The organism is Mycobacterium appelbergii (assembly GCF_032883035.1).
Classification (GTDB): Bacteria; Actinomycetota; Actinomycetes; order Mycobacteriales; family Mycobacteriaceae; genus Mycobacterium; species Mycobacterium appelbergii.
Map to the genome: position 1 here is coordinate 196,585 of NZ_JAMQTH010000001.1, position 23,167 is coordinate 219,751.

Here is a 23,167-nt window from a genome sequence, read left to right on the forward strand (position 1 = left end):
ACGCTGGTGACATGACAGACATATCCGGCAGTAGCAGCCCCGCGTTCGGACTTCTGCTCACCGAGATCCAGCAGCGACTCGATGCCGGTGAGGAGCTCGGACTCTCCCTGTTCGTCGACATCGACGGAGAACCTGTCGTCGACGTGTGGGGCGGAGCCAAAGACACTCAAACGGACCTGGCGTGGGAGCGCGACACCATCACCAATGTCTTCTCCATCACCAAGACCGTGACGAGCCTCGCGACGTTGATGCTTGTCGACGCTGGCGAGCTCGACATCGACGCTCCGGTGGCGCAGTACTGGCCAGAGTTTGCCGCTGGCGGCAAAGAGAATATGACTGCGCGACACATTCTTTCGCACTCCTCGGGCCTGTCTGGTCTAGATGCACCGGTGGGGCTTCACGACCTCTACGACTCCAAGGTCATAAGCGGTCGCCTGGCGGCTCAGGCCCCATGGTGGGAACCCGGCACCACCTCCGGATACCACCTACTCACCTACGGCTATCTTCTCGGCGAGCTGGTGCGGCGTATTACCGGCCTGACGTTGTGCCAGTTCGTCGACGAGCGCATCGCCGGCCCGCTTGGGGCCGACTTTCACATCGGCGTGCCCGCCACCGAGGCGCATCGCGTCGCCGACATCGAACCTCCGTCCGGGACCTTGGATCTGTCCGCACTCGATCCGGGGTCTGTTGCCTATCGCACACTGACGGGTCCGGCATTAGATGTCTCGCAGGTGAACTCAAAGGAATGGCGTGCTGGCGAGATCGGATCGGCGAACGGGCACAGTAACGCCCGTGGGGTGGGACAGGTGCTCTCGACCATCTCGCGTTCAGGCGCTGGCCCCAACGGCCGGGTTCTCGGCAAAAGCACGGTCGATCTCGTTTTCGACGAGCAGACCAACGGCGTCGATATCGTCAATGGCCTCGATCTCCGTTGGGGCACAGGCTTCGCGTTGCCGAGCCCCGCGGTGCCATGGATCCCTGAGGGGCGCATCGCATTCTGGGGCGGCATGGGGGGCTCCATGGCCATCATGGACGTCGAGCGCGGAATGACCATCACCTACGTGATGAACCGAATGGGTTCAGACATCCTCGGCTCGGACCGCTCGGCCGCCTATGTCACCGCAATCTACGACGCACTGTAGCCGTCTTTCGGAAAACCTGAAGCCCCGAACCAATACCCCAGAAGGAGACTGTTGTGCGCGCCATTGTCGTAGAAGAATTCGGCTCAACTGACGTACTGAAGGTCAAGGAGGTTCCAGCGCCCACGCTCGCGCCCAATCATGTGCGTGTCGACGTGAAAGCGAGCGGTCTGAACTTCGCGGACATCATGACTCGGCTCGGTCACTACGCCCATGCTGCGACACTGCCCTACATCGGCGGAACCGAGGTATGCGGTGTTGTTACGGAGGTCGCACCCGGAGTTGGTCGAATCGCCGTGGGGGACAGGGTTGCCGGCATGATGCACAGCGGTGGGTTCGCCGAGCAGGTCTGTATCGATCACCGCGATGTCATCGTGATACCAGACTCGATGAGCTTCATCGAGGGAGCAGCGGTGCCTGTCGCGTATGCCACCTCGTGGGCCGGCATGATCGGATACGGCAGTTTGAGGCAGGGAGAACGTGTCCTGATCAAAGCGGCCGCCGGCGCCGTCGGGGTCGCAGCAGTGCAACTGGCGAAGAACGTAGGCGCCGAAGTCTGGGGCGCGGCGTCGCCCGGTAAGCATGAGGCGATCCGGGCGATCGGTGTGGACACTACGCTCGACTACACGCAGCCGGGCTGGGACAACGACCTTCCGTCTTTCGACGTGATCATGGACGCCATCGGAGGCGACTCATTCCACCGCAGTTACAACCTTCTCCGACCGGGTGGCAGGCTCATCGCCTACGGAGCGGTGTCCGCTTTCAGCGGTGGAGTCCGCGAGGTCACCGAGGGTCAGCCCGACGACTTTCGGGTGATCACGGGTCTGAGTGCGGCGAATCTGATCGTCGACTCCAGAACGTTGATAGGGCTGGATCTTCGGGTGCTGTGGGACGACCGTGGAACGCTTCAGCCTTGGCTCTCGCCCTTGGAGCCGTTGATGGCGAGCAAGGCTGTCGCACCAGTGGTCTCGGCGGTGGTCGCTTTCGATGATGTGGCCACGGCGCATCAGATGCTGACCGATCGACGCAACATCGGCAAGGTTGTCATCGTCCCATAGGGTTTCGTCGGCCAAGATTGTAGGAAAGGATGCCTTCCGCGAGATGAACGGCGGTGCAACCGTCTGAGACAGTTGCCAGAAGGCCAGGCCAGCATCGCGTGTAGATGAAGCGAAGCAAACGAGGGTGTTTCGCCATACCCATTGAACGTCATCGACGGCCGCCGCATGAACACCGGAATCATGAACCTGACCGACGCGGTCCGCAACCGACCGAATCTGACCATCGCTGGCGACACTGAAGTGGACTACCTTGTCATCGTCGCCCGCGCTCTCAGTTTGGATTGCGGACCGATGTCGGGGTTCGGATCGCGTCGAACTTCATCTGCGGCATCGGGTACGGGGAACTGGCCGCACTGTTCCCCCGCAACCCGAGGTTGACCTTCGATGAAGCTGGCCGCTTCGCATAGGCGGGCTCATGCGAGTCCACTAGTGGTTGTCATGTCCGCCGATCCGCTGGCCGAGAGGCTTGACTTCGGGCTCCGATCTCTTCGCCGGCCTTGCGGACACTGACCTTCTCGAACCGGTTGAGGTACGGTCGGGGTTCGCCGGCCATCACGGCGGCCAGCAGGCCAACCGCCTCCCGGCCGAATGTCCACGGCGCGAGGTCGACCGCCGTCATTCGTGTGTTTCCCAATTCCGTTGTGGGATCGCTACTCAACGCTGCCAGGCCGAACTCCGGTCCCACGTGCCTCCCCATGGATTCGAGGATGCCCATCGACCTCCCGGCGAAGCCCTGCGGCGCGCACACCAGAGCGTCGACATCCGACGGTTTGACCGCCGAGCGCACTGCCGCGCCCAGTTCGTCAAGCGTCGCACCCAGCGGGCAGTCGAAAGCAGAAGGCTCGACGTCATGCGCAGCGCACCAGTCCAAATAGCTCTGCCGCACATCGTCGGCCCATGAGGAGAAGAATTGCCGGTCCGATCCGACGAAAGCCGGTCGCCGGAAACCGCTTTCGTGCAGGTAGTCGAGCACGGTCCGCGCCAGTTCGCTATGTGGTGCCTCGATGACGGCCGCGACGGCATCGGCGAGCGCGGCAGGTGGCCGGCCTGCGGTCACGATGGGGATGTCGGCGTCGACCAGGCGCTCCAGCATCGGATCGCCCGGCAGGGGATCCACCGCAATTACGCCGTCGACCTGGAAGTGGCGCGGCCCCACCTCGGCATCGCGGGCGAACAACGTGAGATCAGCATCGTGCTCGGCCGAGCCGTGGGCTGCGCCGAACGCGAACTCCATGTAGAAGTTGAAGTTCCTGGCAATAGGCGGGATGTAGATCCCGAAGGCGCCGACGCTGCGGCCGCGCAGCTGGCGGGCGGCACGATTGGTCACGTAGCCGAGTTCGCGGGCGGCTGCCGCCACTTTCGCGGCAGTGGAAGGGGAGACGCGGCCGCCGCCGTGCAGCGCGTCGGACACCGTGGTCTTCGACAGCCCCACATGCTCGGCGATCTCCACGATCGTCACACGTCGCGGTGCCATCCGGCCATCGTAGCCACGCTGCGAATCGAGACTCACCCCTTGACAACAGCTCTCTGTGGCGCGAGTCTCAAATATGCCGGAACGTTCCGGCATGAAGGAGACGCGATGATGGCTGCTGAGGCCCCACGCCCACCTAAACGCCGAAATACGACGATGGTCGTCGCGCTCGCGATCCTGAACTTCGTAATCCTGCTGTTCCCGCCGCTGACGTGGTATCTGGGGCAGGGCGGGGTCTGGTTCTTCCTGATCACCGGCGTCATCGGGGTGCTCTCGCTGATGGTCATGTACCGCGTCGACAGTTCGGCCGGGGAGGACTGACATGGAGATCCTCATCGGTTACGGCGGCGTCGCCGTCTTCCTGATCGTGCTGTTCGTCGTGCTGCAGCGCACCAGAGGCAGCGCTGACTTCAGCGAATATGCCACTGCCGGGCGATCATTCGGGCCGATGTTCTCGGCCATGGCATTCGTCAACACCTGGCTTCCTGGCACCATCTTCATCGCGTTCGCCGGCTACGCCGCCAGCGCAGGCGCCATCGGGTTCTACTTCGTTGCCTACTCGATCCTCGCCGTCGTGCTGATGTTCCTGCTGGCCAAACCCGTGCACGAGTCGGGGAGGCGGTTCGATCTGCGCACCCAGGCTGATCTGCTGGGACTGCGGTACGGATCTACCCAGGTGCGGGTGATTGCCGCAATCATCGGGGTGATCGCCTCGTTCCCATGGATCGTGCTCGGGATGCAGTCCCTGACGCTGGTGTTCGAGTACCTGTCGTTCGGTACGGTCCCGGCAGCCGGGGCCGCCCTGATCGGCATCGGTGTCCTGGTCGTGCGGCAGTGGTGGACGGTACGACTCGGCGCCCGCGGCCTGGTGATCAGCGACTTCGTGCAAGGCATCGTCGCCTACCTCTTCGGCACCGTCCTGATCCTCGGACTGCTGACCTGGCTGCTGACCAACGGACACGGCTTCGGCGAGATCGAACCAGCGTTCTTCACCCTGCCCGGGCCGGGCAGCGTGGAAGGGCCGTTCTACCTGTTCTCGTTGGTGGCCACGGGTGCGCTCGGTGGGTGGTGCTGGCCGGACATCTTCGTGCGGCTGTTCGCCTCCAACAGCACCCACACCATCAAGCGCGCCGCGGTGATGGCCTCACCGTTGCTGCTGATCTTCGGCTCCTCGCTGTGCCTGCTGGCGATGGCGGCCTCGACCCTGCCCGGCGTGGCTGACGCACCCGACGAGGTGTGGTTCCTCACCGCGTCAGTGGGCGGGCCGATCGTGCTGACGCTGGCCGGACTGTGCGTGCTGGCAGCCACCATGGGCAACGTCGGGGCGAATCTGCAAGCCCTGGGCGCCCAAATCGCCAATGACGTTGTGGGAGTCGCTCGCGGCACCCGGGTCGAGGACCCACGGTGGGGCAAGATGTCGGTCGGGGTGTTGACTCTGCTGGCCGGCGCGGTCGCGGTAGCGACGACGAATGTGCTCTCTTCGGGCATGGTGGCGTTGGCGCAGGTTTCCTATCAGGGCATCGTGCAGCTGGCTCCGACGGTGTTCCTCGGGATCTTCTGGCGCCGCGGCAATGCCGCCGCCGCGTGTGCGGCCATGGTGTTCGGCTTCGCCACCGCCTGCGTGCTGCAGATGATGTACCCGATCGCAATCCCGGTGCTCGGTGGACTGACCTCCGGGGTGGCCGCCCTGGTGGTCAACGTCGTCGTCTACATCGTTGTGGCCTGCGCCAAGCCGGCCAGCGCCGACGAACAGCGAAGGGTGGACGAGCTTTTCGACTCTCTACACGCACCCGACAAGGTAGGGCAAACACGATGACCGCACACCGGCGCACCGGCTACATCTGGCACGAGCGTTACGCCTGGCACGACACCGGCACTCACGTGGGCATCTTCCCGGCCGGTGGCTTCAACCAGCCGCACATCACCTTTGAGAGCGGCGAGTCCAAATCGCGGATGGCCGGCCTGGTGGAAGTCTCAGGGATGATCGACGAGCTGGTCCGGGTCACACCGCGGCTGGCGTCCAGGGAAGATCTGCTCCGAGTGCACGACGCCGAGCATGTGCATCGCATCGAACGCGAGAGCGCCGACCGCGGTGGTGACGGGGGAGATGGCTACACCCCGTTCGGGCGCGGGTCTTATGACATCGCCCGGCTGGCCGCAGGCGGCACCATGGCCGCCGCCGAAGCCGTGCTCACCGGGGACGTGGACAACGCCTATGCGTTGGTGCGTCCCCCCGGCCATCACGCCCGCCGCGACATGGGCATGGGCTACTGCCTGTTCTCCAACGTCTGCGTCGCAATCGAATACGTACGCGCGACGCTTGGCGTGCAGCGGGTCGCGATCGTCGACTACGACGTCCACCACGGCAACGGCGCCGAGTCCATCTACTGGGACGATCCGAACGTGCTGACGATCTCACTGCACCAGGACCGGCTCTTCCCGCAGGACACCGGCGGCGTCGCAGACACCGGTGGCGCCGACGGCGCCAACATCAATGTCCCGTTGCCGGCAGGCTCCGGTAACGGTGCCTACCTGGCGGCGATCGAGCGCGTCGCCGTCCCCGCCGTCACCGCGTTCCGGCCCGACATCATCTTCGTCTCCAGCGGATTCGACCCCAGCCCGGTCGATCCGCTGGGCTGCATGACGGTCACTTCGGGTGGCTTCAAAGACATGGCTGCTCTTCTGGTTGGGTTGGCGGACAACGTCTGTGGCGGAAAGATCGTCTTCTCTCACGAAGGTGGCTACTCACCGGTGCACGTGCCGTTCTGCGGCCTGGCCGTGCTGGAAGCGCTCACCGGACACGAGACCGGCGTGCCCGATCCTTTTGCGCAGAGCTTCGATGCCTCGCCCGCGCACATCTTGCAGCCCTGGCAGGATGCGGTGATCGCCCAAGCTGCCCTGATCGCCGAGGCGTTGCGGTTGTAGGTAGCGGTCGAGTCCCGAAGATTAGCAAGACGTACTTCGTAGTGGCAGCCACCGGCTCTACGTAGCCACCGGCTGACGTCAGCGGCTCGCGAGCGCGAAGCCGGCGTTGTTCACCGCCCGCCGGACTCGACCGATCGCCTCACTCTGCCGGCTGGGGTGGACCCGGTTGGTGAGCAGCACGACGTAGCTGCCGCGGTCCGGGTCGACCCAGAGTGACGTCCCGGTGAACCCGGTGTGGCCGTAGCCGCGCGGACCGATGAGGTCACCGGCGACGGAGTCGACGAGATCGACACCCTGCCAGCCCAGCGTCCGCCGCAGCGGCAGGTGGTCGGTGCGCGGCGCGATCATCGCGGCGTACCCGGCCGGCGTCAGCACCCGGCCGTTGGCGCCGTGTCCGTGCGCGCACAGCGTCCGGCCGAGTGCCTCCACGTCCGCCAACGTCGCGAACATGCCGGCGTGGCCGGCCGGCGCACCGAGCACCACGGCGTTCTCGTCGTGCACCTGGCCGCGGACCAGGTGGCCGCGCCACGGATCGTCTTCGGTCGCGACGGCGAGTTCGGTTGGTGGCGCGGCGAATCCGGCGTCTGCCATTCCCGCCGGCCGGGTGATCCGTTCGGTCACCAGCAGGTCGAGTGGCATCCCGGCGGCGGATTCCGCAATCAACCCGAGCAGGATGAAGCCCGGTGAGCTGTAGGCGACCTGCGCTCCCGGCGGGCCCAGCAGCGGTAGCCCGCGGATCGCGGTGAGCAGCTCGTCGCGGGTCCGGTTCCACCGGTAGAGCGGCTGCTGACCGGGGATGCCGGAGGTGTGGGCGAGCAGATCCCTGACCCGGATGCGGGCCTTGTCGGTGTCCGCGTAGTCCGGCAGGTGCTCGGCGATGGTGTCGTCGAGCGTCAGCACGCCGCCCTCGACCAGCGACATCACCGCGATCGCGACGATCGGCTTGGTCACCGAGGCGAGGTCCCACCGGCTGTCCTCGGTCACGTCGGTGGCCGGTGGATCCCAGGCCGGCGAATCCCACGATGTCGTGCCGAGCAGGCCACGGCACAGGGTCGTGGTGGCAGTGCCGACCGACCAGCCGGCGGCCGAGAAGACGCGGCGTCGACGGGCTGCGGTGAGCAGCTCCTCGATCGCCGAAATCACTTGACCAGGTCGCCTTCCCGTGCGTTCAGCGCGGCGTAGTGGGCCAGCTTGTCCTCGTCCACAATGACGCCGAGCCCGGGGCCGTCGGGCACCGAGAGCCGCCCGTCGTGCAGCGGAATCGGATCGATGATGTCGTCGTCGTGCAGGTAGTACATGCTGTCGATGGCCCGGTTCAGCACCGGTGTGGAGGCGACCACGGCCAGGTGCGCGGCGGTGGCGATGCCGAGCTCGCCGCCGCTGTGCAGGTTCATGCCGAGCCCGAACGTCGAGCAGTGCGCGGCCAGGTCCTTGGTGGCCTTGATGCCGCCCCACTTGTAGACGTCGCCGTGGATGATGTCGACCGCACCGAGCCGCATCGCCGGCGCGAAGTCCTCGAACGCGACCACACACATGTTGGTGCACAACGGGATCCGGACCTTCTCCCGGACCCGGGCCATCCCATCGATCCCCCAGCACGGGTCCTCGAGGTACTCCAGGTCGAGCTCCTCCATGCGCAGCCCGGCCCGGATCGACTCGGGCACACTCCACGCGGCGTTGGGGTCGACCCGCAGCTCCACGTCCGGCAGCGCTGCCCGCAGTGCCCGCATGATCTCCACGTCGCCGTCGACGTCCTTGGTGCCCTTGAGCTTGACCGCGGTGAAGCCGCCGACGGCGACCACCTTCTCGGCGTGCTCGGCCAGCGCGGCAGGCAGGTCGGCGGCCGTGGCGGCCGGTGCGTCGGCGCGGGTGATCAGCGCGGTGATAGGCACGGTGTCGCGGACGCGGCCACCGATCAAGTCGGTCAGCGGGCGGCCGGTGATCTTGCCCATCAGGTCCCAGCAGGCGACGTCGAGACCGGCGAGCGCGGCGTACCCGATGTAGCCGTAGAAGAACGGCACCATCGTGTGGGTGGCGTGGAACTCCTCGAGCGCGAACGGGCTCTTGCCGATCAGGGAGGCGGAGAGCTGTTCGGTGAGCCGGGCCACCGGGGCGCCCCACATGGTCTCGCCCCAGCCGACGTGACCGTCGTCGGTGGTGACGCGGACGACGGTGCGGGTCTCGCCGGTCTTGGTCTCGAAGGAGCTGCGGAACGGGCTGGTCAGCGGCAGGTTGACGACCTGTACGTCGATGCCGGTGATGATCATGCCTGGGGACCTCTTTCGCGGTCGGTGGACGGGACGGAATCAGCAGGGGGTGTCGCGGTGGCCTGGTTGAGGTCCCGCAGTGCGGCGACGAGGCCGGCGACGCGGCGACCGAGCAGCAGCCGGCCGGTCTCCGCACTCGCCTCGCGCGCGTCATCGGTGGTGCCGCCGACGCGCGGCCACTCGCCGTGCCGCTCGACGGTGAGTCCGGGGGCCAGGCTGCGGTTGAACAGCGGCGGTGGGTCGGACGGTGTGAACGGCCGGTCGTCGGCGACGAGTTCCGGGTGCACGGCCAGCATCAGCGAGGTCTCGAACCAGCCCGCGTGCCCGGGGGTGCGGTCGGGCCGCTCGGCAGCGGCCGCCTCGGCGGTGGTCTCGGCGCTCAGCGTCCAGTAGGAGCAGGCCGCCGCGGTGCCCTCGGCGCGCAGGGAGTGTGCCTTCACCGCCAGCCGGATGAGCTCGTCGTTGCCGCCGTGCCCGTTGACGATGACGATCCGGCGGAACCCGGTCTGGGCCAGTGAGTCGAGCACGTCGGCCAGCACGTCGGACAGGGTGCCGGGCCGCAGACTCACGGCGGCCGCGAACAGGTGGTGCGGGCTGTGCCCGAACGTCATCGTGGGCATCGGCACCCAGGTCGTGCCGTCGTCCTCCAGGTGCTGCAACGCGCGATCGCAGACGGCCTCCACCAGTAGGAAGTCGGTGCCCAGTGGCAGGTGGTCGCCGTGCTGCTCCACCGCGCCGATCGGCAGAACGGCCACGGCGCCGTCGGCGGCAAGCGTGCGGACGGCCCCGCGGGTCAGAGTTGCAAGGTGGCGCACGGTCATTCGGGGGGTCTCCCATCAGGCAGGATGGAACGGTGACGGACATCGTGGGCGCCCACGCCGGGCGGCACCTGCAGGCGGTCCGGCCCGAGGCACTGATCGGCGGTATCGAACTGCTCGCCGGGTCGGTGCGGGTGGCGCTGGTGAGCCCCGCCGGTCAGATCGTGCGGCGCGCCGAGGCGGACTTCCCTGCCACCGACGACGCGGCGGTGCTGCAGCAGACCGTGCAGGACACCGTGACCGGTTGTCTCGAGGGCAGCCCGCTGTGCGGGGTCGGCGTCGCGAGTGCCGGTCTGGTCGACCACACCACCGGGGTGCTGCGCCGCATCGACGACCAGCCCGGGTTCAGCGGCTACCCGATCGCGGCGTCGCTGACCCGGCTGCTGGGCTGCCCGGTGTTCGTCGACCATCGGGCCCGGCTGCAGGTGTTGGGCGACCGCTGGTTCGGGCATGGCGCCGGCCGGGCGTCGTTCGCCTCGGTCGCCACCGGGGACACGCTCGGCCTGGGTCTGCTGTACGAGGGCAAGGTGATCGCGCCGCTCGGCGGGCGCAGCGGCGCGCACATCACCGTCGCGCTCGGTGGTCGCCGCTGTTCGTGCGGGAACCTCGGCTGCTGGAAGACAATCGCGACGTCGACGTGGCTGCGGCAGGAGTCGGCCGCGCGCGGCTTGGAGCCGATCGACGGGGTCGGTGACCTGATCGCCGCGGCCCGCGGAGACACCGGCGCGCGACGGCTGATGGCCGACTACGCCGACAACCTCGCGGTCGGTCTGTCCTCGGTGCAGCACCTGCTCGCGCCGGGGCTCTACATCGTGCACGGTGACGCGGCCGTCGGCGGCGGCGCGTTCCTGGGCCGCATCGAGGAACGCCTGCGGGCGGTCAGCGACTGGGCCGACTTCGCCGAACGACCCCGCGTGGTTGCCGCCGACACCGCGGCCGACGACGTCGCGCTGCTGGGCGGCGCCGGCCTGGTGCTGTCCCGGCTGTCCGGCCAGTAGGGCGGCCGTCACGCCACGTCCACGGTGCGGCGGCGGTGCGCGCGACGCGGATCGGGTTCCAGTACGGCGTCCAGCAGCGCCCGCGTATACGGGTCGGACGGATGCTCGAAAACCGTTGCGACCGGGCCGGACTCGACCACCGCGCCGTACCGCATGACCGCCACCCGGTCGGCGAGCTTGCGCACCACGGCCAGGTTGTGGGAGACGAACACGTAGCTGAGGTGGAACTCGGCTTGCAGGGCGGACAGCAGGTCGAGCACCTGCGCCTGCACGGAGACGTCCAGCGCGCTGGTCGGCTCGTCGAGCACGATCACCTCCGGCCGCAGCGCCAGCGCCCGCGCGATCGAGATGCGTTGCCGCTGACCCCCGGAGAATTCGTGCGGGTAGCGGGAGGCGATGTCGGCGTCCAGGCCGACGGCGGTGAGCAGCTCGGCGACCTGCTGCTCCCGATCGGCTCGTCCGCGTCGTCCCCGAAGCGTTGGCTCGTGGGTGACCAGCGGCTCGGCGACGATGTCGACGACGCGCATCCGGGGATTCATGCTCGAGAACGGGTCCTGCAGTACCACCTGCAGGTCGCGGCGCAGGGCCCGCAGCTCGGAGGCGGGCAGCGTGGTCAGGTCGCGGCCGTTCACCTCGACCCGTCCGGACGTCGGCTCCAGCAACCCGAGCATCATCCGGGCCAAGGTGGTCTTGCCGGAGCCCGATTCGCCGACCACCGCCAACGTCTCACCGGCCCGCAGCTGCACCGAGACGTCGTCGACGGCGACCATCGGCGCGCGGCCGCGGATCGGGAACTCCTTGCGCAGTTCGACGGTGCGCAGCAGCACTCGTGATTCGCTCATGCCGGGCTCTCCTCACGCAGTCGGGGGGTGGCGGCCAGCAGCTGCCGGGTGTACGGGTGCTTGGGGTCGGTCAGGATCGACAGCACGTCGCCGTGCTCGACCACCTCACCGGCCCGCATCACCAGGACGTCGTCGGCCATGTTGGCGACCACGCCGAGGTCGTGGGTGATCAGCAGCAGCGCCATCTGCCGCTCCTGCTGCAGGCCGGCCAGCACGTCGAGGATCTGGGCCTGCACGGTGACGTCCAGCGCCGTCGTAGGCTCGTCGGCGATAAGCAGCCGCGGACCGGCGACCAGGGCCATCGCGATCATGGCCCGCTGCCGCAGGCCCCCGGAAAGTTCGTGCGGGTACTGCGCCGCGCGGCGCTGCGGGTCGTCGATCCCGGCCGCCTCCAGCGCGGCCAGCACGTCGTCGTGGTAGCGGGCCGCGCGGCCGCCGCGGTGCCGGCACAACACCTCGGCGATCTGGGCGCCGATCCGGCGCACCGGGTTCAGGCTGGACATCGGGTCCTGGAAGACCATCGCGATCTCAGCACCGCGGATGCCGCGCAGCTCCTTTTCGGAGAGCCGCAGCACGTCGCGGCCTTCATAGGTGATGAGGCCGGACGGATAGCGGGCGGGCGGTTCGGGGTTCAATCGCAGCACGCTGCTCGCGGTGGCGGACTTGCCGCTGCCGGATTCGCCGACGATCGCCAGCGTGCGGCCGGCCCGCACCTCGAACGACACGCCGCGGACGGCGTGCACGGTCCGGCCGGGCAACTCGAAGTCGACGCGAAGGTCGTCCACGGTCAGGATCGGTGCGCTCATCAGCGGTACGTCCTCGGGTCGACGGCGTCGCGGATCGCGTCGCCCGTGATGTTGATGGACAGCGCGGTCAGCGTCAGCGCCAACCCGGGGAACACCGCGATCCACCACGACGTCCCGAGGTAGAGCTGCCCGTCGGCCAGCATCGAGCCCCAGGTCGGGATGTCGGCCGGGACGCCGAGGCCGAGGAAGCTGAGCGCGGACTCGACGACGATCGCCGAGGCGACGTTCAGCGCGGCGATGGTGATCAGCGACGCGAGCACGTTGGGCAGGAGGTGCCTGCGCATGATCGTGGCCGGGCCGACCCCGATCGCCCGGGCCTCCAGTACATAGTCACGCTCGCGCAGCGACAGCACGCTGGAGCGCGCCACCCGGGCGTAGGACACCCAGTTGGTGACGCCGAGCACGATGATCACCACCCACAGGCCGTTGCCGAGGAACGCCACCACGGCCAGCGCCAGCAGGATCGCCGGGAACGCGAGCTGCACATCGGCCAACCGCATCAGCACCCGGTCGGCCCAGCCGCCGCGGTATCCCGCGACGATGCCGACCAGGGCACCGATGGTGCCGGAGATCAGCGCGACCGCCAGGCCGACGAACAGCGAGATGCGGGCCCCGTAGATCAGCCGGCTGAGCACGTCGCGGCCGAGGTTGTCGGTGCCGAGCAGGTGACCGCCGGTCCACTGCGGCGGACTGAGCCGGGTCAGCAGATCTTGCGCGTTGGGGTCGAACGGCGACAGCACCGACGCGAGCACCGCGCACAGCACCACCAGGGCGAGCACGATCAGCGCGGGCAGCGCCATCCGGGCCTTCAGGACGCGATGCATCATCGGCCGAGCCTCACTCTCGGGTCGAGCAGCGTGTAGGACAGGTCGACCAGCAGGTTGACCACGACGAACACCAGCGCGAAGAACAGCACCGCGCCCTGGACCAGCGCGAAGTCGCGATTGGAGATCGCTTCGACGGTGAGCCGGCCGATCCCCGGCCAGGAGAACACCTGCTCGGTGAGGATCGCGCCGCCGAGCAGCGAGCCGAGCTCCAGACCGACGACGGTGACCACCGGCAGGGACGCGTTGCGCAGCCCGTGGCCAAGGACAACCTGGCTGCGGCTGAGACCCTTGGCCGTCGCGGTGCGGATGTAGTCGGCCGAAAGCTCCTCGGCCAGCGAGGTGCGCAGCACGCGGGCCACCACGGCGATCGAGTAGATGGCCAGCGTGACGGCGGGCAGCACCAGATGCGCGGCCCCGCCGTAGCCTGCCGCGGGCAGCACGTGCAGCCGGACGGCGAACAGCAGGATGAACACGATGCCGATCCAGAACGCCGGCGTGGACTGTCCGATCAACACGATGCCGCTGATCACCGTGTCGGTAATCCGACCCCGGTGGACGCTGGCCAGGATGCCGGCGGGTAGGGAGATCATCAGGGAGAGGGCGAGCGCCGCGACGGCGAGCAGCGCGGTGGCCGGCAGCCGTTCACCGATCAGCGACACGACGGGCTGGTCGAAGAAGATCGACCGGCCGAGGTCGCCGTGCAGCAGGCCGCCGAGGTAGTGGAGGTACTGGACCAGCAGCGGCTGGTTCAGGCCTAGTTCGGCGGCCAGCTGATCGGCCTGTTGCTGGGTCGCGTCCGGGGGCAGCAGTAGCGCCAGCGGATCACCGGAGATCCGGACCAGCAGGAACGCGACGGTCGCGACGACGAACAGCACGATCACGGCGGAGGTGATCTTGCCGAGGACGACGCGGCCGACGTTCAGGGCGCGGGTGCCGCCGGACTGCCGCTGCGCGGCGGCGCGGATCGGGGCCGGGCCTGCCATCAGGTCAGTCATCGCGCGACGCGTTCTGCAGATCCAGGTCGCCGATCACATTGGGCGTCCAGCGGACCTTGTCGTTGGAGATGACGATGGTGTCGGCTTGATAGAGGAACACGAAGGGGGCCTCCTTGTTGAACAAGTGCTGCAGGGCGCTGAACGCCTTCTGCCGGTCGGCCGGGAGGATCGAGTTCTCCTCGGCGTCGATCAGCTGATCGGCCTGCGGGTTCGACCAGCGGCTCTGCCGGCGGCCGGTGCGCACGTTGGACTGGATCGGGCTGGAGCCGTCGAGCGTCCAGCCGGTGCTGGCGGCCAGGTACATCGGGCCGAGCGCCTTGCGGTTGTCGCTGGTCAGCCGCTGTGAGTACGTCGACGCGTCGAGCAGCGACACCTTGGTGTCGACGCCGGCCTTGGTCAGCAGGCCGGCGATGGCCTGCGCGGTCATCGCGTCGGTACTGGACGCGGTGAGCGTGGTGGACAGCCCCTGCGGATGCCCGGCCTCGGCGAGGAGCCGCCGGGCCAGGTCGCGGTCCCGCCGATACGGCGCGATCGCGGGATCGAACCCGAAGGATTCTCGCGGGATCATCGTCGGCACCTCGCGGCCATGCCCGTTGAGCGTGGCCTTGACCAGTAGCGGCACGTCCATTGCGTGATTGAGGGCCCGGCGAACCCGGACGTCGGCGAAGACCGGATCGGTGGTGTCCAGCGACAGGTAGCTCATCCGCAGCCCGGGGTAGGAACTGACCTGCACGCCCTTGTAGCCCTCGAGTTGCAGCGCGGCGTCGGGCACCAGACCGGTGACCAGGTCCACTTCGTCGCTCTGCAGCGCGGCCAGGGCCGAGGCTGGGTTCTGGATGGTCCGGATCTCCAACTCGTCGTAGCTCGGCCTGCTCGCCCAGTGGTTGTCGTAGGCCCGCATTTTGATGCCGACGCCGCGCTTCCAGCTGTCGAACCGGAACGGGCCGGTGCCGACGGGCGCGAGGGCGAACTTCTCGTCGCCGACGTCGGCCAGGTACTTCGGCGGCACCATCACGCCGCCGAACAGCGAGAGCTTGGCCGGGATCACGGGGTCTGGGCTGCTGAGCTCGACGTCGACGGTGTATTGGTCGATCACCCGGACGCCGGTCACGTAGCGCAGCTCCACGATCGGCGACTGCGTTTTCGGGTCGAGCAGCCGTTCGATGCTGTATTTGACCGTCTGGGCGTCGAACCGCTCGCCGTTGTGGAAGGTCACCCCGCGGCGCAGCACGAACCGCCAATGGTGGTCGTCGATCGCGGTCCAGCGCGTGGCCAGTCGGGGCACCAGCTGGTTGTGCACGTCGCGGGCGGTGAGCGTGTCGAACATGTTGATCAGCACGTTCATCGTCGTCATCGACCCCTGCTTCTGCGGGTCGAGCGTGGTCGGGTCGACGGCCTGCGACACCCGGATCCGGCTCCCCGAGGCGGCCGGGCTGCCGGTGGCGCAGCCAGCGAGCAGCGCGGGCATGCCGAGCAGTGGGACGGCAGCGGCGCCCGCGGTCAGCAGCCGTCGGCGGGTCAGCGGTGCGTGGAGGTTCACTGGCGCAGTCCTTCAAATATGAAACGTCAGTTTCATCTGACGAAACGATGGTCTACCATAACTGGTGATGACGACGAGCGATAGTGGAGCAGAGAATTCACCGCGGGCGGCGGCGGTGAAGGTGCTGGACGTGCTGGCTGCGCTGTCCGAACGTGGGGGGTGCCACCGCATCGTGGACCTCGCGGCCCGCACCGAACTGCCCAAGGCCACTGTCTATCGGCTGCTGCAGCACCTCGTCTCACAGGGATTTGTGGTGGCCGAACCGGACAGCACCTACCGGATCGGCCCGCGTTTCCTCGGGATCGCGGCCGCGGCACTCTCTGATGCGCCGTGGCGCAGGACCGTCGCGGCCGCGCTCGAGTCGCTGCGGACGGCGACGGGGCTCAGTGCGCACTTCGCCCAGCAGTACAGCGGCAATCTCGTGATCGTCGACGCGGTCGAGTCGCTGGATCCGTTCGCCATCCCGGTCCGGCCCGGGCTGACGAGTGCGATCGAGCAGACGGCGCTCGGGCAGGCGATTCTCGCCGCGTCCTCGGACGCCGTGGTGTCCCAGGAGCCGGCGACGCATCTGCGCTGGGTGGCCGCCCCGGTGTTCCACCGGCGCGGCGAGGTGCTCGGCGCACTAGGGGTGGCCGGCACGGACTTCACGCTGGCCGATCAGGCGCTCGACCGGGTGCGCGCGCTGGTGCGGTCGGCAGCGGCCGACGCCTCGGCGGTACTCACCTCGCCGTGCTTCGGCCACCGGGCGGGCACCGCCTGAGTCACCCCTAGGGTGCGGCCTCACCGAGACGTCGTCGTTTTCCGCATCTCAGCCGCCGTGATGCCTGATGGTGCCGTCTGTTAAGCAGATGGCGGCAGCCACCTTTCAGATGGAGTCATTCGGCGGTGATGGTGCGGCCTGCGGTGTCGGGCACGAAGAGGCATCCGAGCAGGCCCAGCGCCGCGCCGATGCCTCCGAGCGCCAATGCGAGCCGAAGGTCGCCGCCCGCCAGGGTGAGGGCGAACAGGGGGTAAAGGCCGGAACCCAGACCCCTGGCGACGTAGTAGGTGGCATTCGACCCGAGTGCTCGGAATCGCGTCGGATAGAACTCCGAGATCCACGTCCCGAGGACACCGAAGCCGGCGTACCCGATCGCAGTGCCCACCAGCGCGGCCACCCCCACGGCGGGAGAGCCGGTACTCCACAGGGCGAATCCCGCGAAGCCGGCCACGCCGACGAGGCATGCGTACATGGTGGATCGGCGCCGGCCGACTCGGTCCGACAGGGCCCCGAAGACGATGTAGCTGGCGATCGCGACCAAAGTGCCGACCGTGAGGATCAGGGTCGACATCCCGAGGGATATCCCCAGCGTGGTGCGCAGGAAGGTAGGCGCGAAGGTGATGTAGGAGTAGCTGGCGGCGAAAACACCTGTGGTGCAGATGGTCAGGAACACCGCACCACGCGCTAGCCGCTTGCCTCGTAGGTCGTCACCATCGGTGACGGGTTGCGGCGTCCTATCGCGGCGGATCTGCCGACTGGCCTGCCAGAGAATGGATTCCGGAAGCCAGAAGTACGCAGCCACGGCGATGCCCAGACAGCCGACACCGATCACGGCGAAGCCGATCCGCCACCCTGCGTCCGAACCCCACACCGACAGTGTCAGGAAAAGGACGAGCTGCGTGAGTAATTGGCCCGCGATGAACATGGCCTGTAGCACCGAGCCCATGAACCCGCGCTTGCGGGACTTCCAGCTCTCGGCGAACATTGCGAACAGCACGCCGAAGGCACCGCCCATGGCGACACCGGCGATCACACGGGTCACCAAGAACATGTCGAAGTCGCTCAGAGTGCTGCCGACGATCGCGGCGATCGAGTAGGCGCCGGTGAAGAGGATGTAAGACGGTTTGCGTCCGTACTTGTCGGCGATCCAACCGAACAGGAAGCCACCGACGATCGATGCCAGGCTCTGCGCGGTGATCGCAGCGACTACGTCGTGATTGGTGACGCCGAACGAGGCGGCCAGATCGGACATCGGGAAGCTGAGCAGGTTGAGTTCCATGCTCTCGATGAGCGCGCCCACGATGGCGAAGATCAACACGAACCGGCGTTCACGGGGTGTATAGGCAGTGGCGGCGGTGAGTATGTCGGGGCTGGGCGCTGCGTCAGCGGAATCAACGGATCTGGTCATGACGCCCCCCTGCCGATCAATGAGGATGAGTTGAGAAGCGCTTCCGGCGTGTACATGTCGTGCCGCATCGAGCCGATCCGTTCGATGGTGGTGACGACGGTGTCGCCGTCAGTGAGGTAGCTCGGAGGCGTACGTCCCAGCCCGACACCTTCGGGTGTGCCGGTGAAGATGAGGTCGCCGGGCAGCAGCGTGACGATGCCGGACAGGTAGGCGATCAGCTCGGGCACGCTGAACACCAGGTCCGACGTCCGGGAGTCCTGCACCACGGTGCCGTTGAGCTCGGTCATGACCCGCAGATCGTCGGGGTTGTCGAATTCGTCGATGGTGACGAGTTCCGGTCCGATCGGCGCGAAGCCGGGGAACGACTTGCCCAGGCTGAACTGCGCGGGGTTGCCGGCCTGCTGCACCGTCCTGTCTGAGAGGTCCTGTCCTACAGTGAGTCCCGCCACGTAATCCCATGCAGAAGCGACGTCGACACGGTGGGCCGGGGTACCGATCACCGCGACCAGCTCGACCTCCCAGTCAACGGTGTCACCCGAAAGCGCGATACGGCCGATGGGCCCGGTGAGTGCGCTCTGGTATTTGGTGAACACCATGGGTTGTTCGGGCAGCGGCAGCCCGGACTCCTTGGCGTGCCTGACGTAGTTGAGACCGATGGCGAAGATCTGCGTCGGCCGTGGGACCGGGGCACCCAGTTCGGTGGTGGCGTAAGCCTGTGCGGGACCGTTCGCCGTCGGTGCCCACTCGCAGAAGCCCGACCAGTCCTCGAAGGCCGATTGCGCGTCTGGGCCGAATCGACCTGCGCTGGCAGTGTGCACGTCGACTGCGCCGCCATCGCGCAGCAGCACGAGTCGGTCGTTCAGATTGGCTATTCGCACGGTGCCTCCGCAGAAGGGTATGAAGTGGTAGCTGAACGCAATTCGTAGATCAGCTCGAAAATCCGGGCGGGGCGCGACTGATCGAAACGTGCTCCTGCACGGGTAGCTCTGTGCGCAAGGTCCGCAATCAGGGCATCGGCGTCCACCCCGCTGTGCAGTTCGATCAGAACCACCGCTGACAAAGCCTGCTGCTGGTCCGACGAACGCCCCTCGGCGGTCGAATTCTTGGCATCGCTCACCGTGATATCCGGTTCGTACAGCGACGCGGCGACCACCCGGTGCTCGTTGATCAATTCCTGGAACACGCTGCCCGCCAGCGCGTCTCGCAACGTTTCGAGATCATTGCCGGACTGCGCCTCGACTACTACGACGCGACCGGACGAGCCGTCGCCGCGTGCCACGGTGATGTGGCAGGCTGCACGTCGAAACTCGGTGAACAACGGGACGACCTCCAGGGTGAGGTCGGTCGGGTTGTCGAGGCGCCGCAGGTACTCCGGTGAGGCGAGTACGTGCACGTCGACGGTTTCGTACAGGGTCAGGTAGTCGACCATGGCGGCCTCGCCAAGCTGGGCCTGGTCGGCGGCGACGAACCGACGAGCACGCAGGAACCCGGGAGTGGACACTCGTTCCGGCAGGTGCTGGAAGTTGTACCAGTCTTCGTAGATCGGCAGGTCCTCGCGGGCCACGCTGATCCAGTTGATCATCGCGCCGGCGCCTGTCACCGATTCGAACACGTTGCGGATCATCGTCATCAGAAGGCGCCGTTGCGCTGCTGGAACTTCGTCGGCTTGCCGATCAAGGGTTTGGCCGCGCCCACCCATTCGGCAATGGTGTCGATCATCTGCGGCAAATTGGTGCGAGGGTAGCCGAACTCAGACTGCAATTGCGTGCCGTCCATAACGTAGGCGGTTCCGCTCTCGACACCCTCGAAGACGGGGCGACGGTCGAACTTCTCGGCGAAGCGCTCGGCCAGCCAGCGGACCGACACGATCTCGGGGCCGGTGATGTTGAGTGCACGCGGCGGATTGCTGGCCAGGCGAAGCGACCGGATGGCGTACTCGGCCACGTCGCGCTGCCAGATGACACTCGCGTGTCCCATGTCGAGTGGGATGGGCGTGCCGTCGTGCACTGCCTGCGCGATCTCCTGAAGGACGCCGTACCGGGTCTCGATCGAATAGCCGAGGCGGAACAGCAGCACGGGCGTGCCGAACTTGTGAGAGAAGTGCTCGAAGATGCGCTCGCGCCCCACGCACGAGGCCGCGTACTCGCCGATCGGCCCCGGCGGGTCGGACTCACGCGAACCGCCGGTGGCGACGTCGGCCAAGGGATAGGTGACCAGCGTCGAGAACACCACGATTCGCGAGTCGCGGAATCGCTGCGCGACGCGGCCCGGCAGGTAGGAGTTCATCATCCAGGTGAAGTGCTCGTTGCCGACGGTGCCAAACTTGTTGCCGGCCATGAAGATCACATTGGCCGCATCCGGCACCGCCGCCAGCTCCAGGTCGTCGGTGAGGTCGGCCTGGACCGACGTGACGCCGGCCCGCTCCAGAGACGCCCGGGCGGCGGGGTCGGAGAACCGGGCGACGCCGAACACGGTCTTATCCACACCGGCCTGCTCGACGGCGCGCTGGGCCATGATGGCCACGCTGGGCCCAACTTTGCCGCCCACTCCCAGAACCACGATGTCACCGTCAAGGTGGGCGATCTCGTCGATCAGCTCGGGGGTGGGGGTGGTGAGATCGCGTTCGATCTCGTCGATCACGGTCATGCTCATCACGCCTCCTGCGCTTTGTCTCGTCGTGCTCCCCATCACATTGGTATGTGTGATCATCTAAGTCGATCCGCGGATCCCCAACGTTGCCCGTAGGGTGTTGTGATGGTTTCACAACCCGTGGCGCACTACGCGCCAGATCTGGATGCGCTGGCAAAGCGGGCAGCCACGCTTATGTGGAACATCTACCCCGGCTATTCACAGGATCGCTTCGACCTCAGTGAGCTGCTTCCGTCGGTGCGGGCGAACCTGGAGCTGGCCGTAGAGGTGTTGCACCGCGACCGCGGACCGACCGTCCAGGAGATGGCGGCAGCGCGAACTTTGGGGTCGCGACGAGCCAGCCAGTCGGTACCGCTGGAATCAGTCATCCAGGCCTACCGGTCGACGGAACGCGTCATCCTGCTGGACCTGTTCGCCGACTCGCGGAAGTGGCCCGAGCAACAGGCCAACCGCCGAGCAGATCTGGTCATCACCACCTTCGACCTGATGACCGACGAGATGATCAACGCCTATCGCGAGACCTCCTCGGCGATCGAGGCGACGCGGCGCCGCACCGAGAACGAACTGGTCAACGCGCTCACCAGCGGCCATCCCGTGACGACGGCGGAGTTCCAGCAGTGGACCGACACCCTTCAGATCGATTCCGACGGCCGGTGGTTCGCCTTCGCACTGCTCGGGGACTCCCATGCCGACCCGCTAGACCTCCATCGGTTGCGCCGCCGCCTGGCCGTCCAACTGCAGCCGCACGCCGGCCAGATTCTGTTCGGCGACGTCGGCCAGGCTACCGTGGCGATCACCGCGCTGCGCTCGCCCGACGCCGATCCGCGTCGCGTGCTTGGGCAGGCGTTGTCCGCGATTGCCGCCGAGACCGCGATCTACTGTGGCATAGGGCAATTCAGTGACGGCCTGCTAAGCGCCGGTGAATCGTGCCGGCAATCCACGGAGGCTGCACGGGCCGCGGCGGCCGGCACGTCGAACACCGGTGCCACCATGCTCAGCTACCACGAGGCGCTGATTGAGATTCTGCTCAGCAGCCGCCCGGCGGTAGCGGACACTCTTGTCGAGACCCGGTTGCGGCCCTTGGCGGGCTACCCCCACCTGGTGGAGACGATAGAAACGCTGCTCGCCCACGACCTGTCTCAGTCGCGCGTGGCCAGGGAGTTGTTCGTCCACGTCAACACGGTCAACCACCGGGTCAAGCGAATCCGCGAGATCACCGGTATGGACCTGACCCGGCTGTCGGACGCCGTGGAGCTGGCCTTGGCCGTGCGCTGGCAGAAGCTGACCGGAGCGCCAAGCCGACAGTGAGAACGCCGGGTGCGACTCCGCAGAATCGTTGGCACGCAAGTACACCGGCACGGCCGTGCAGAGGTTGCTTATTGGCCAGGCCGAGTGCCTCGTGATAGATCCGCAGCGCGGCGCTCAGCCCGGCGGGGTAGGCGTCGTTGATCGAGCCGCCCGCTCCCCTCTCCGGCGGGCCTATTGATTTATCTGAGCGATGGCGGCGACGATCTCCGGCCTGTCTGATTGCAGGCTCCCTTGCCAGCCGACGTCGCTGAGCGGGTAGTGGTTGATCAGAACCAAGGTCTCGTCGGTGTTGGCGACGCCGTCGTAGGCGGTGGCGATCGCTGCTTCGACCTTCTGCACCAGCTTGCGTTTCACGTCGAGTTTCGTCAGTTCCGGAGCCTCCAGGAGGCACACGGGCCGCACGCGCTCTACGCCGATTCTCCCGTCCTGGGAGATGTTCTCGGCCGGGTACTCGCGCAGCCAACCCCGCGTGTCGGGTATCGGCCACGCCTCGTGGAGCGCGTCGGTGACCTCCTTCATCATTTTCTGCTTGGCATCTCGGGCGACACCGGTGGGTGCGTCGATGGTGAACACGGGCATCAGTTTCATCTCCTGGGTCGGTTCGGTTGGACACTACGAATATAGAAGTAAATACTACGATAAAACAAGTATCAACATCGTTTTTCCACTTTCCGCTGGTAAACTTGGCGAGGTGGCGGGTGAACGGAAGTACGGTCAGGGTTGTGCGGTCGCGCACAGCCTGGACCTCGTTGGCGAGCGATGGGCGTTGCTGATCGTCCGAGATTTGCTGCTTGGCCCTAAACGCTTTTCCGATCTCGCGGCAGGCTTGCCTGGGGCCAGTCCGGGTGTACTGACGCAGCGCCTCAAAGAACTCACGGAGGCAGGTGTGCTGTTGCGCCGCCGCCTGAGGGCGCCCGCGGCCTCGTGGGTGTATGAGCTCACCCCGTGGGGTCAACAGCTGGGACCAATCGTGACGGGATTGGCGCAATGGGCCAGCCGCTCGCCTTCGATGCCCTATGACGCCCCGATGGGCACCGATTCGGTGATGCTCTCTTTCGGAGCACTTTTCGATCCCGCCGCCGCAGCGGACCTCGACTTCGCGATCGCGGTCCACGTCGACGGGGAACCGTTCCAAGTACGCGTTGCGCACGGTGAAATATCGGTCAGCCGAGGGGACACCGACAATGCTGACGCTACGTTGGAGACCGACCAACGCGGCCTTCTGACGCTGCTGCGCACCGATACGCCCCTCACGGGTATGCAAGATGGCGGGAAGTTTCGCGTCAGTGGGGATTCCGAGGTGGTGGAGCGGTTTCGGAGGCTGTTCCCTCTTCCTGCACCGGAAGCCGGCTAACG

The 23,167-nt window shown here is 67.1% G+C and carries 23 protein-coding genes; 9 read left to right on the forward strand and 14 right to left on the reverse strand.

Features of this window, described 5'->3' with window-relative positions; all coding sequences use genetic code 11:
- Positions 1-11: 11 nt before the first annotated feature.
- Together M1247_RS00840 and M1247_RS00845 are read left to right on the forward strand one after the other, a co-directional pair.
- Positions 12-1,142, forward strand: coding sequence for a serine hydrolase domain-containing protein (locus M1247_RS00840; protein WP_317154360.1), 1,131 nt, complete (start codon positions 12-14; stop codon positions 1,140-1,142).
- 53 nt (positions 1,143-1,195) lie between these two features.
- Positions 1,196-2,197, forward strand: a complete 1,002-nt coding sequence (locus tag M1247_RS00845; RefSeq protein WP_317154361.1) for a zinc-binding dehydrogenase — start codon at positions 1,196-1,198, stop codon at positions 2,195-2,197.
- 436 nt (positions 2,198-2,633) lie between these two features.
- Here the strand turns inward: M1247_RS00845 and M1247_RS00850 are convergent, their stop codons facing one another.
- Positions 2,634-3,671: a LacI family DNA-binding transcriptional regulator gene (locus M1247_RS00850; RefSeq protein WP_317154362.1), complete on the reverse strand. Its 1,038-nt coding sequence runs from the start codon at positions 3,669-3,671 to the stop codon at positions 2,634-2,636.
- A 105-nt stretch (positions 3,672-3,776) separates the two neighbouring features.
- Here M1247_RS00850 and M1247_RS00855 point away from each other — a divergent pair, with 105 nt between their 5' ends.
- Genes M1247_RS00855 through M1247_RS00865 form a run of 3 tightly spaced genes read left to right on the forward strand, consistent with a single transcriptional unit; the run spans position 3,777 to position 6,593 of the window.
- Positions 3,777-3,989 carry a hypothetical protein gene (locus M1247_RS00855; protein WP_317154363.1) on the forward strand — a complete coding sequence of 71 codons (213 nt, stop codon included), beginning with the start codon at positions 3,777-3,779 and terminating at the stop codon, positions 3,987-3,989.
- Between the two features lies 1 nt (position 3,990).
- Entirely contained in the window at positions 3,991-5,484 is a 1,494-nt protein-coding gene (locus M1247_RS00860) for a sodium:solute symporter family protein (protein ID WP_317154364.1), read from the forward strand.
- Entirely contained in the window at positions 5,481-6,593 is a 1,113-nt protein-coding gene (locus M1247_RS00865) for a histone deacetylase-like amidohydrolase (RefSeq protein WP_317154365.1), read from the forward strand. Before M1247_RS00860 ends, M1247_RS00865 begins: the two co-directional genes overlap by 4 nt.
- A gap of 78 nt (positions 6,594-6,671) precedes the next feature.
- Here M1247_RS00865 and M1247_RS00870 read toward each other — a convergent pair whose 3' ends face one another.
- The 3 genes from M1247_RS00870 to M1247_RS00880 are packed head-to-tail and all read right to left on the reverse strand — an operon-like array spanning position 6,672 to position 9,681.
- Positions 6,672-7,736, reverse strand: coding sequence for a serine hydrolase domain-containing protein (locus M1247_RS00870; RefSeq protein WP_317154366.1), 1,065 nt, complete (start codon positions 7,734-7,736; stop codon positions 6,672-6,674).
- Complete coding sequence (locus M1247_RS00875) at positions 7,733-8,860, reverse strand: mandelate racemase/muconate lactonizing enzyme family protein (RefSeq protein WP_317154367.1); 1,128 nt, start codon at positions 8,858-8,860, stop codon at positions 7,733-7,735. The genes M1247_RS00870 and M1247_RS00875 overlap by 4 nt, the downstream gene beginning before the upstream one ends.
- Entirely contained in the window at positions 8,857-9,681 is an 825-nt protein-coding gene (locus tag M1247_RS00880; RefSeq protein ID WP_317154368.1) for a creatininase family protein, read from the reverse strand. Before M1247_RS00880 ends, M1247_RS00875 begins: the two co-directional genes overlap by 4 nt.
- 32 nt (positions 9,682-9,713) lie before the next feature.
- On the opposite strand from M1247_RS00880, the gene M1247_RS00885 reads away from it, so the two are divergent.
- Entirely contained in the window at positions 9,714-10,676 is a 963-nt protein-coding gene (locus M1247_RS00885; RefSeq protein ID WP_317154369.1) for an ROK family protein, read from the forward strand.
- An 8-nt stretch (positions 10,677-10,684) separates the two neighbouring features.
- Here the strand turns inward: M1247_RS00885 and M1247_RS00890 are convergent, their stop codons facing one another.
- The 5 genes from M1247_RS00890 to M1247_RS00910 are packed head-to-tail and all read right to left on the reverse strand — an operon-like array spanning position 10,685 to position 15,686.
- Complete coding sequence (locus tag M1247_RS00890) at positions 10,685-11,518, reverse strand: ATP-binding cassette domain-containing protein (protein WP_317154370.1); 834 nt, start codon at positions 11,516-11,518, stop codon at positions 10,685-10,687.
- Positions 11,515-12,324, reverse strand: coding sequence for an ATP-binding cassette domain-containing protein (locus M1247_RS00895; protein ID WP_317154371.1), 810 nt, complete (start codon positions 12,322-12,324; stop codon positions 11,515-11,517). Before M1247_RS00895 ends, M1247_RS00890 begins: the two co-directional genes overlap by 4 nt.
- Positions 12,324-13,151, reverse strand: coding sequence for an ABC transporter permease (locus M1247_RS00900; RefSeq protein ID WP_317154372.1), 828 nt, complete (start codon positions 13,149-13,151; stop codon positions 12,324-12,326). Before M1247_RS00900 ends, M1247_RS00895 begins: the two co-directional genes overlap by 1 nt.
- Positions 13,148-14,146, reverse strand: a complete 999-nt coding sequence (locus M1247_RS00905) for an ABC transporter permease (RefSeq protein ID WP_317154373.1) — start codon at positions 14,144-14,146, stop codon at positions 13,148-13,150. The genes M1247_RS00900 and M1247_RS00905 overlap by 4 nt, the downstream gene beginning before the upstream one ends.
- Positions 14,139-15,686 carry an ABC transporter substrate-binding protein gene (locus M1247_RS00910; protein ID WP_317154374.1) on the reverse strand — a complete coding sequence of 516 codons (1,548 nt, stop codon included), beginning with the start codon at positions 15,684-15,686 and terminating at the stop codon, positions 14,139-14,141. The genes M1247_RS00905 and M1247_RS00910 overlap by 8 nt, the downstream gene beginning before the upstream one ends.
- 67 nt (positions 15,687-15,753) lie before the next feature.
- Here M1247_RS00910 and M1247_RS00915 point away from each other — a divergent pair, with 67 nt between their 5' ends.
- Positions 15,754-16,446 (forward strand): IclR family transcriptional regulator, encoded by a 693-nt coding sequence (locus tag M1247_RS00915; RefSeq protein ID WP_317154375.1) that lies wholly within the window; start codon positions 15,754-15,756, stop codon positions 16,444-16,446.
- A 115-nt stretch (positions 16,447-16,561) separates the two neighbouring features.
- On the opposite strand, the gene M1247_RS00920 is transcribed toward M1247_RS00915, so the two are convergent.
- From M1247_RS00920 to M1247_RS00935, 4 genes are read right to left on the reverse strand one after another with little or no spacing between them, the layout of a single operon-like run.
- Complete coding sequence (locus tag M1247_RS00920; RefSeq protein ID WP_317154376.1) at positions 16,562-17,854, reverse strand: MFS transporter; 1,293 nt, start codon at positions 17,852-17,854, stop codon at positions 16,562-16,564.
- Positions 17,851-18,732 (reverse strand): fumarylacetoacetate hydrolase family protein, encoded by an 882-nt coding sequence (locus tag M1247_RS00925; protein WP_317154377.1) that lies wholly within the window; start codon positions 18,730-18,732, stop codon positions 17,851-17,853. The genes M1247_RS00920 and M1247_RS00925 overlap by 4 nt, the downstream gene beginning before the upstream one ends.
- Complete coding sequence (locus M1247_RS00930; protein WP_317154378.1) at positions 18,723-19,484, reverse strand: hypothetical protein; 762 nt, start codon at positions 19,482-19,484, stop codon at positions 18,723-18,725. Before M1247_RS00930 ends, M1247_RS00925 begins: the two co-directional genes overlap by 10 nt.
- The gene (locus M1247_RS00935) at positions 19,484-20,506 is read right to left on the reverse strand and encodes an NAD-dependent epimerase/dehydratase family protein (protein ID WP_317154379.1); all 1,023 of its coding nucleotides are present in this window, start codon (positions 20,504-20,506) and stop codon (positions 19,484-19,486) included. The genes M1247_RS00930 and M1247_RS00935 overlap by 1 nt, the downstream gene beginning before the upstream one ends.
- Positions 20,507-20,608: 102 nt before the next feature.
- On the opposite strand from M1247_RS00935, the gene M1247_RS00940 reads away from it, so the two are divergent.
- On the forward strand, positions 20,609-21,811 hold the full coding sequence (locus M1247_RS00940) for a PucR family transcriptional regulator (RefSeq protein ID WP_317154380.1): 1,203 nt from the start codon (positions 20,609-20,611) through the stop codon (positions 21,809-21,811).
- 171 nt (positions 21,812-21,982) lie between these two features.
- On the opposite strand, the gene M1247_RS00945 is transcribed toward M1247_RS00940, so the two are convergent.
- Positions 21,983-22,390: a tautomerase family protein gene (locus M1247_RS00945; RefSeq protein WP_317154381.1), complete on the reverse strand. Its 408-nt coding sequence runs from the start codon at positions 22,388-22,390 to the stop codon at positions 21,983-21,985.
- Between M1247_RS00945 and M1247_RS00950 the strand changes: the two genes are divergently transcribed.
- Positions 22,374-23,165, forward strand: a complete 792-nt coding sequence (locus tag M1247_RS00950) for an HxlR-like winged helix-turn-helix transcriptional regulator (protein ID WP_317154382.1) — start codon at positions 22,374-22,376, stop codon at positions 23,163-23,165. The genes M1247_RS00945 and M1247_RS00950 overlap by 17 nt on opposite strands.
- Positions 23,166-23,167: the final 2 nt, after the last annotated feature.

What these genes read in the sequence shown, in the direction of transcription:
- M1247_RS00840 (WP_317154360.1), top strand. Translation starts at nt 12, where the DNA reads ATGACAGACATATCCGGCAGTAGCAGCCCCGCGTTCGGACTTCTGCTC.
- M1247_RS00850 (WP_317154362.1), bottom strand. Translation starts at nt 3,671, where the DNA reads ATGGCACCGCGACGTGTGACGATCGTGGAGATCGCCGAGCATGTGGGG.
- M1247_RS00855 (WP_317154363.1), top strand. Translation starts at nt 3,777, where the DNA reads ATGATGGCTGCTGAGGCCCCACGCCCACCTAAACGCCGAAATACGACG.
- M1247_RS00860 (WP_317154364.1), top strand. Translation starts at nt 3,991, where the DNA reads ATGGAGATCCTCATCGGTTACGGCGGCGTCGCCGTCTTCCTGATCGTG.
- M1247_RS00865 (WP_317154365.1), top strand. Translation starts at nt 5,481, where the DNA reads ATGACCGCACACCGGCGCACCGGCTACATCTGGCACGAGCGTTACGCC.
- M1247_RS00875 (WP_317154367.1), bottom strand. Translation starts at nt 8,860, where the DNA reads ATGATCATCACCGGCATCGACGTACAGGTCGTCAACCTGCCGCTGACC.
- M1247_RS00880 (WP_317154368.1), bottom strand. Translation starts at nt 9,681, where the DNA reads ATGACCGTGCGCCACCTTGCAACTCTGACCCGCGGGGCCGTCCGCACG.
- M1247_RS00890 (WP_317154370.1), bottom strand. Translation starts at nt 11,518, where the DNA reads ATGAGCGAATCACGAGTGCTGCTGCGCACCGTCGAACTGCGCAAGGAG.
- M1247_RS00895 (WP_317154371.1), bottom strand. Translation starts at nt 12,324, where the DNA reads ATGAGCGCACCGATCCTGACCGTGGACGACCTTCGCGTCGACTTCGAG.
- M1247_RS00900 (WP_317154372.1), bottom strand. Translation starts at nt 13,151, where the DNA reads ATGATGCATCGCGTCCTGAAGGCCCGGATGGCGCTGCCCGCGCTGATC.
- M1247_RS00905 (WP_317154373.1), bottom strand. Translation starts at nt 14,146, where the DNA reads ATGACTGACCTGATGGCAGGCCCGGCCCCGATCCGCGCCGCCGCGCAG.
- M1247_RS00915 (WP_317154375.1), top strand. Translation starts at nt 15,754, where the DNA reads ATGACGACGAGCGATAGTGGAGCAGAGAATTCACCGCGGGCGGCGGCG.
- M1247_RS00920 (WP_317154376.1), bottom strand. Translation starts at nt 17,854, where the DNA reads ATGACCAGATCCGTTGATTCCGCTGACGCAGCGCCCAGCCCCGACATA.
- M1247_RS00930 (WP_317154378.1), bottom strand. Translation starts at nt 19,484, where the DNA reads ATGACGATGATCCGCAACGTGTTCGAATCGGTGACAGGCGCCGGCGCG.
- M1247_RS00935 (WP_317154379.1), bottom strand. Translation starts at nt 20,506, where the DNA reads ATGAGCATGACCGTGATCGACGAGATCGAACGCGATCTCACCACCCCC.
- M1247_RS00940 (WP_317154380.1), top strand. Translation starts at nt 20,609, where the DNA reads ATGGTTTCACAACCCGTGGCGCACTACGCGCCAGATCTGGATGCGCTG.
- M1247_RS00950 (WP_317154382.1), top strand. Translation starts at nt 22,374, where the DNA reads ATGGTGAACACGGGCATCAGTTTCATCTCCTGGGTCGGTTCGGTTGGA.
- M1247_RS00945 (WP_317154381.1), bottom strand. Translation starts at nt 22,390, where the DNA reads ATGCCCGTGTTCACCATCGACGCACCCACCGGTGTCGCCCGAGATGCC.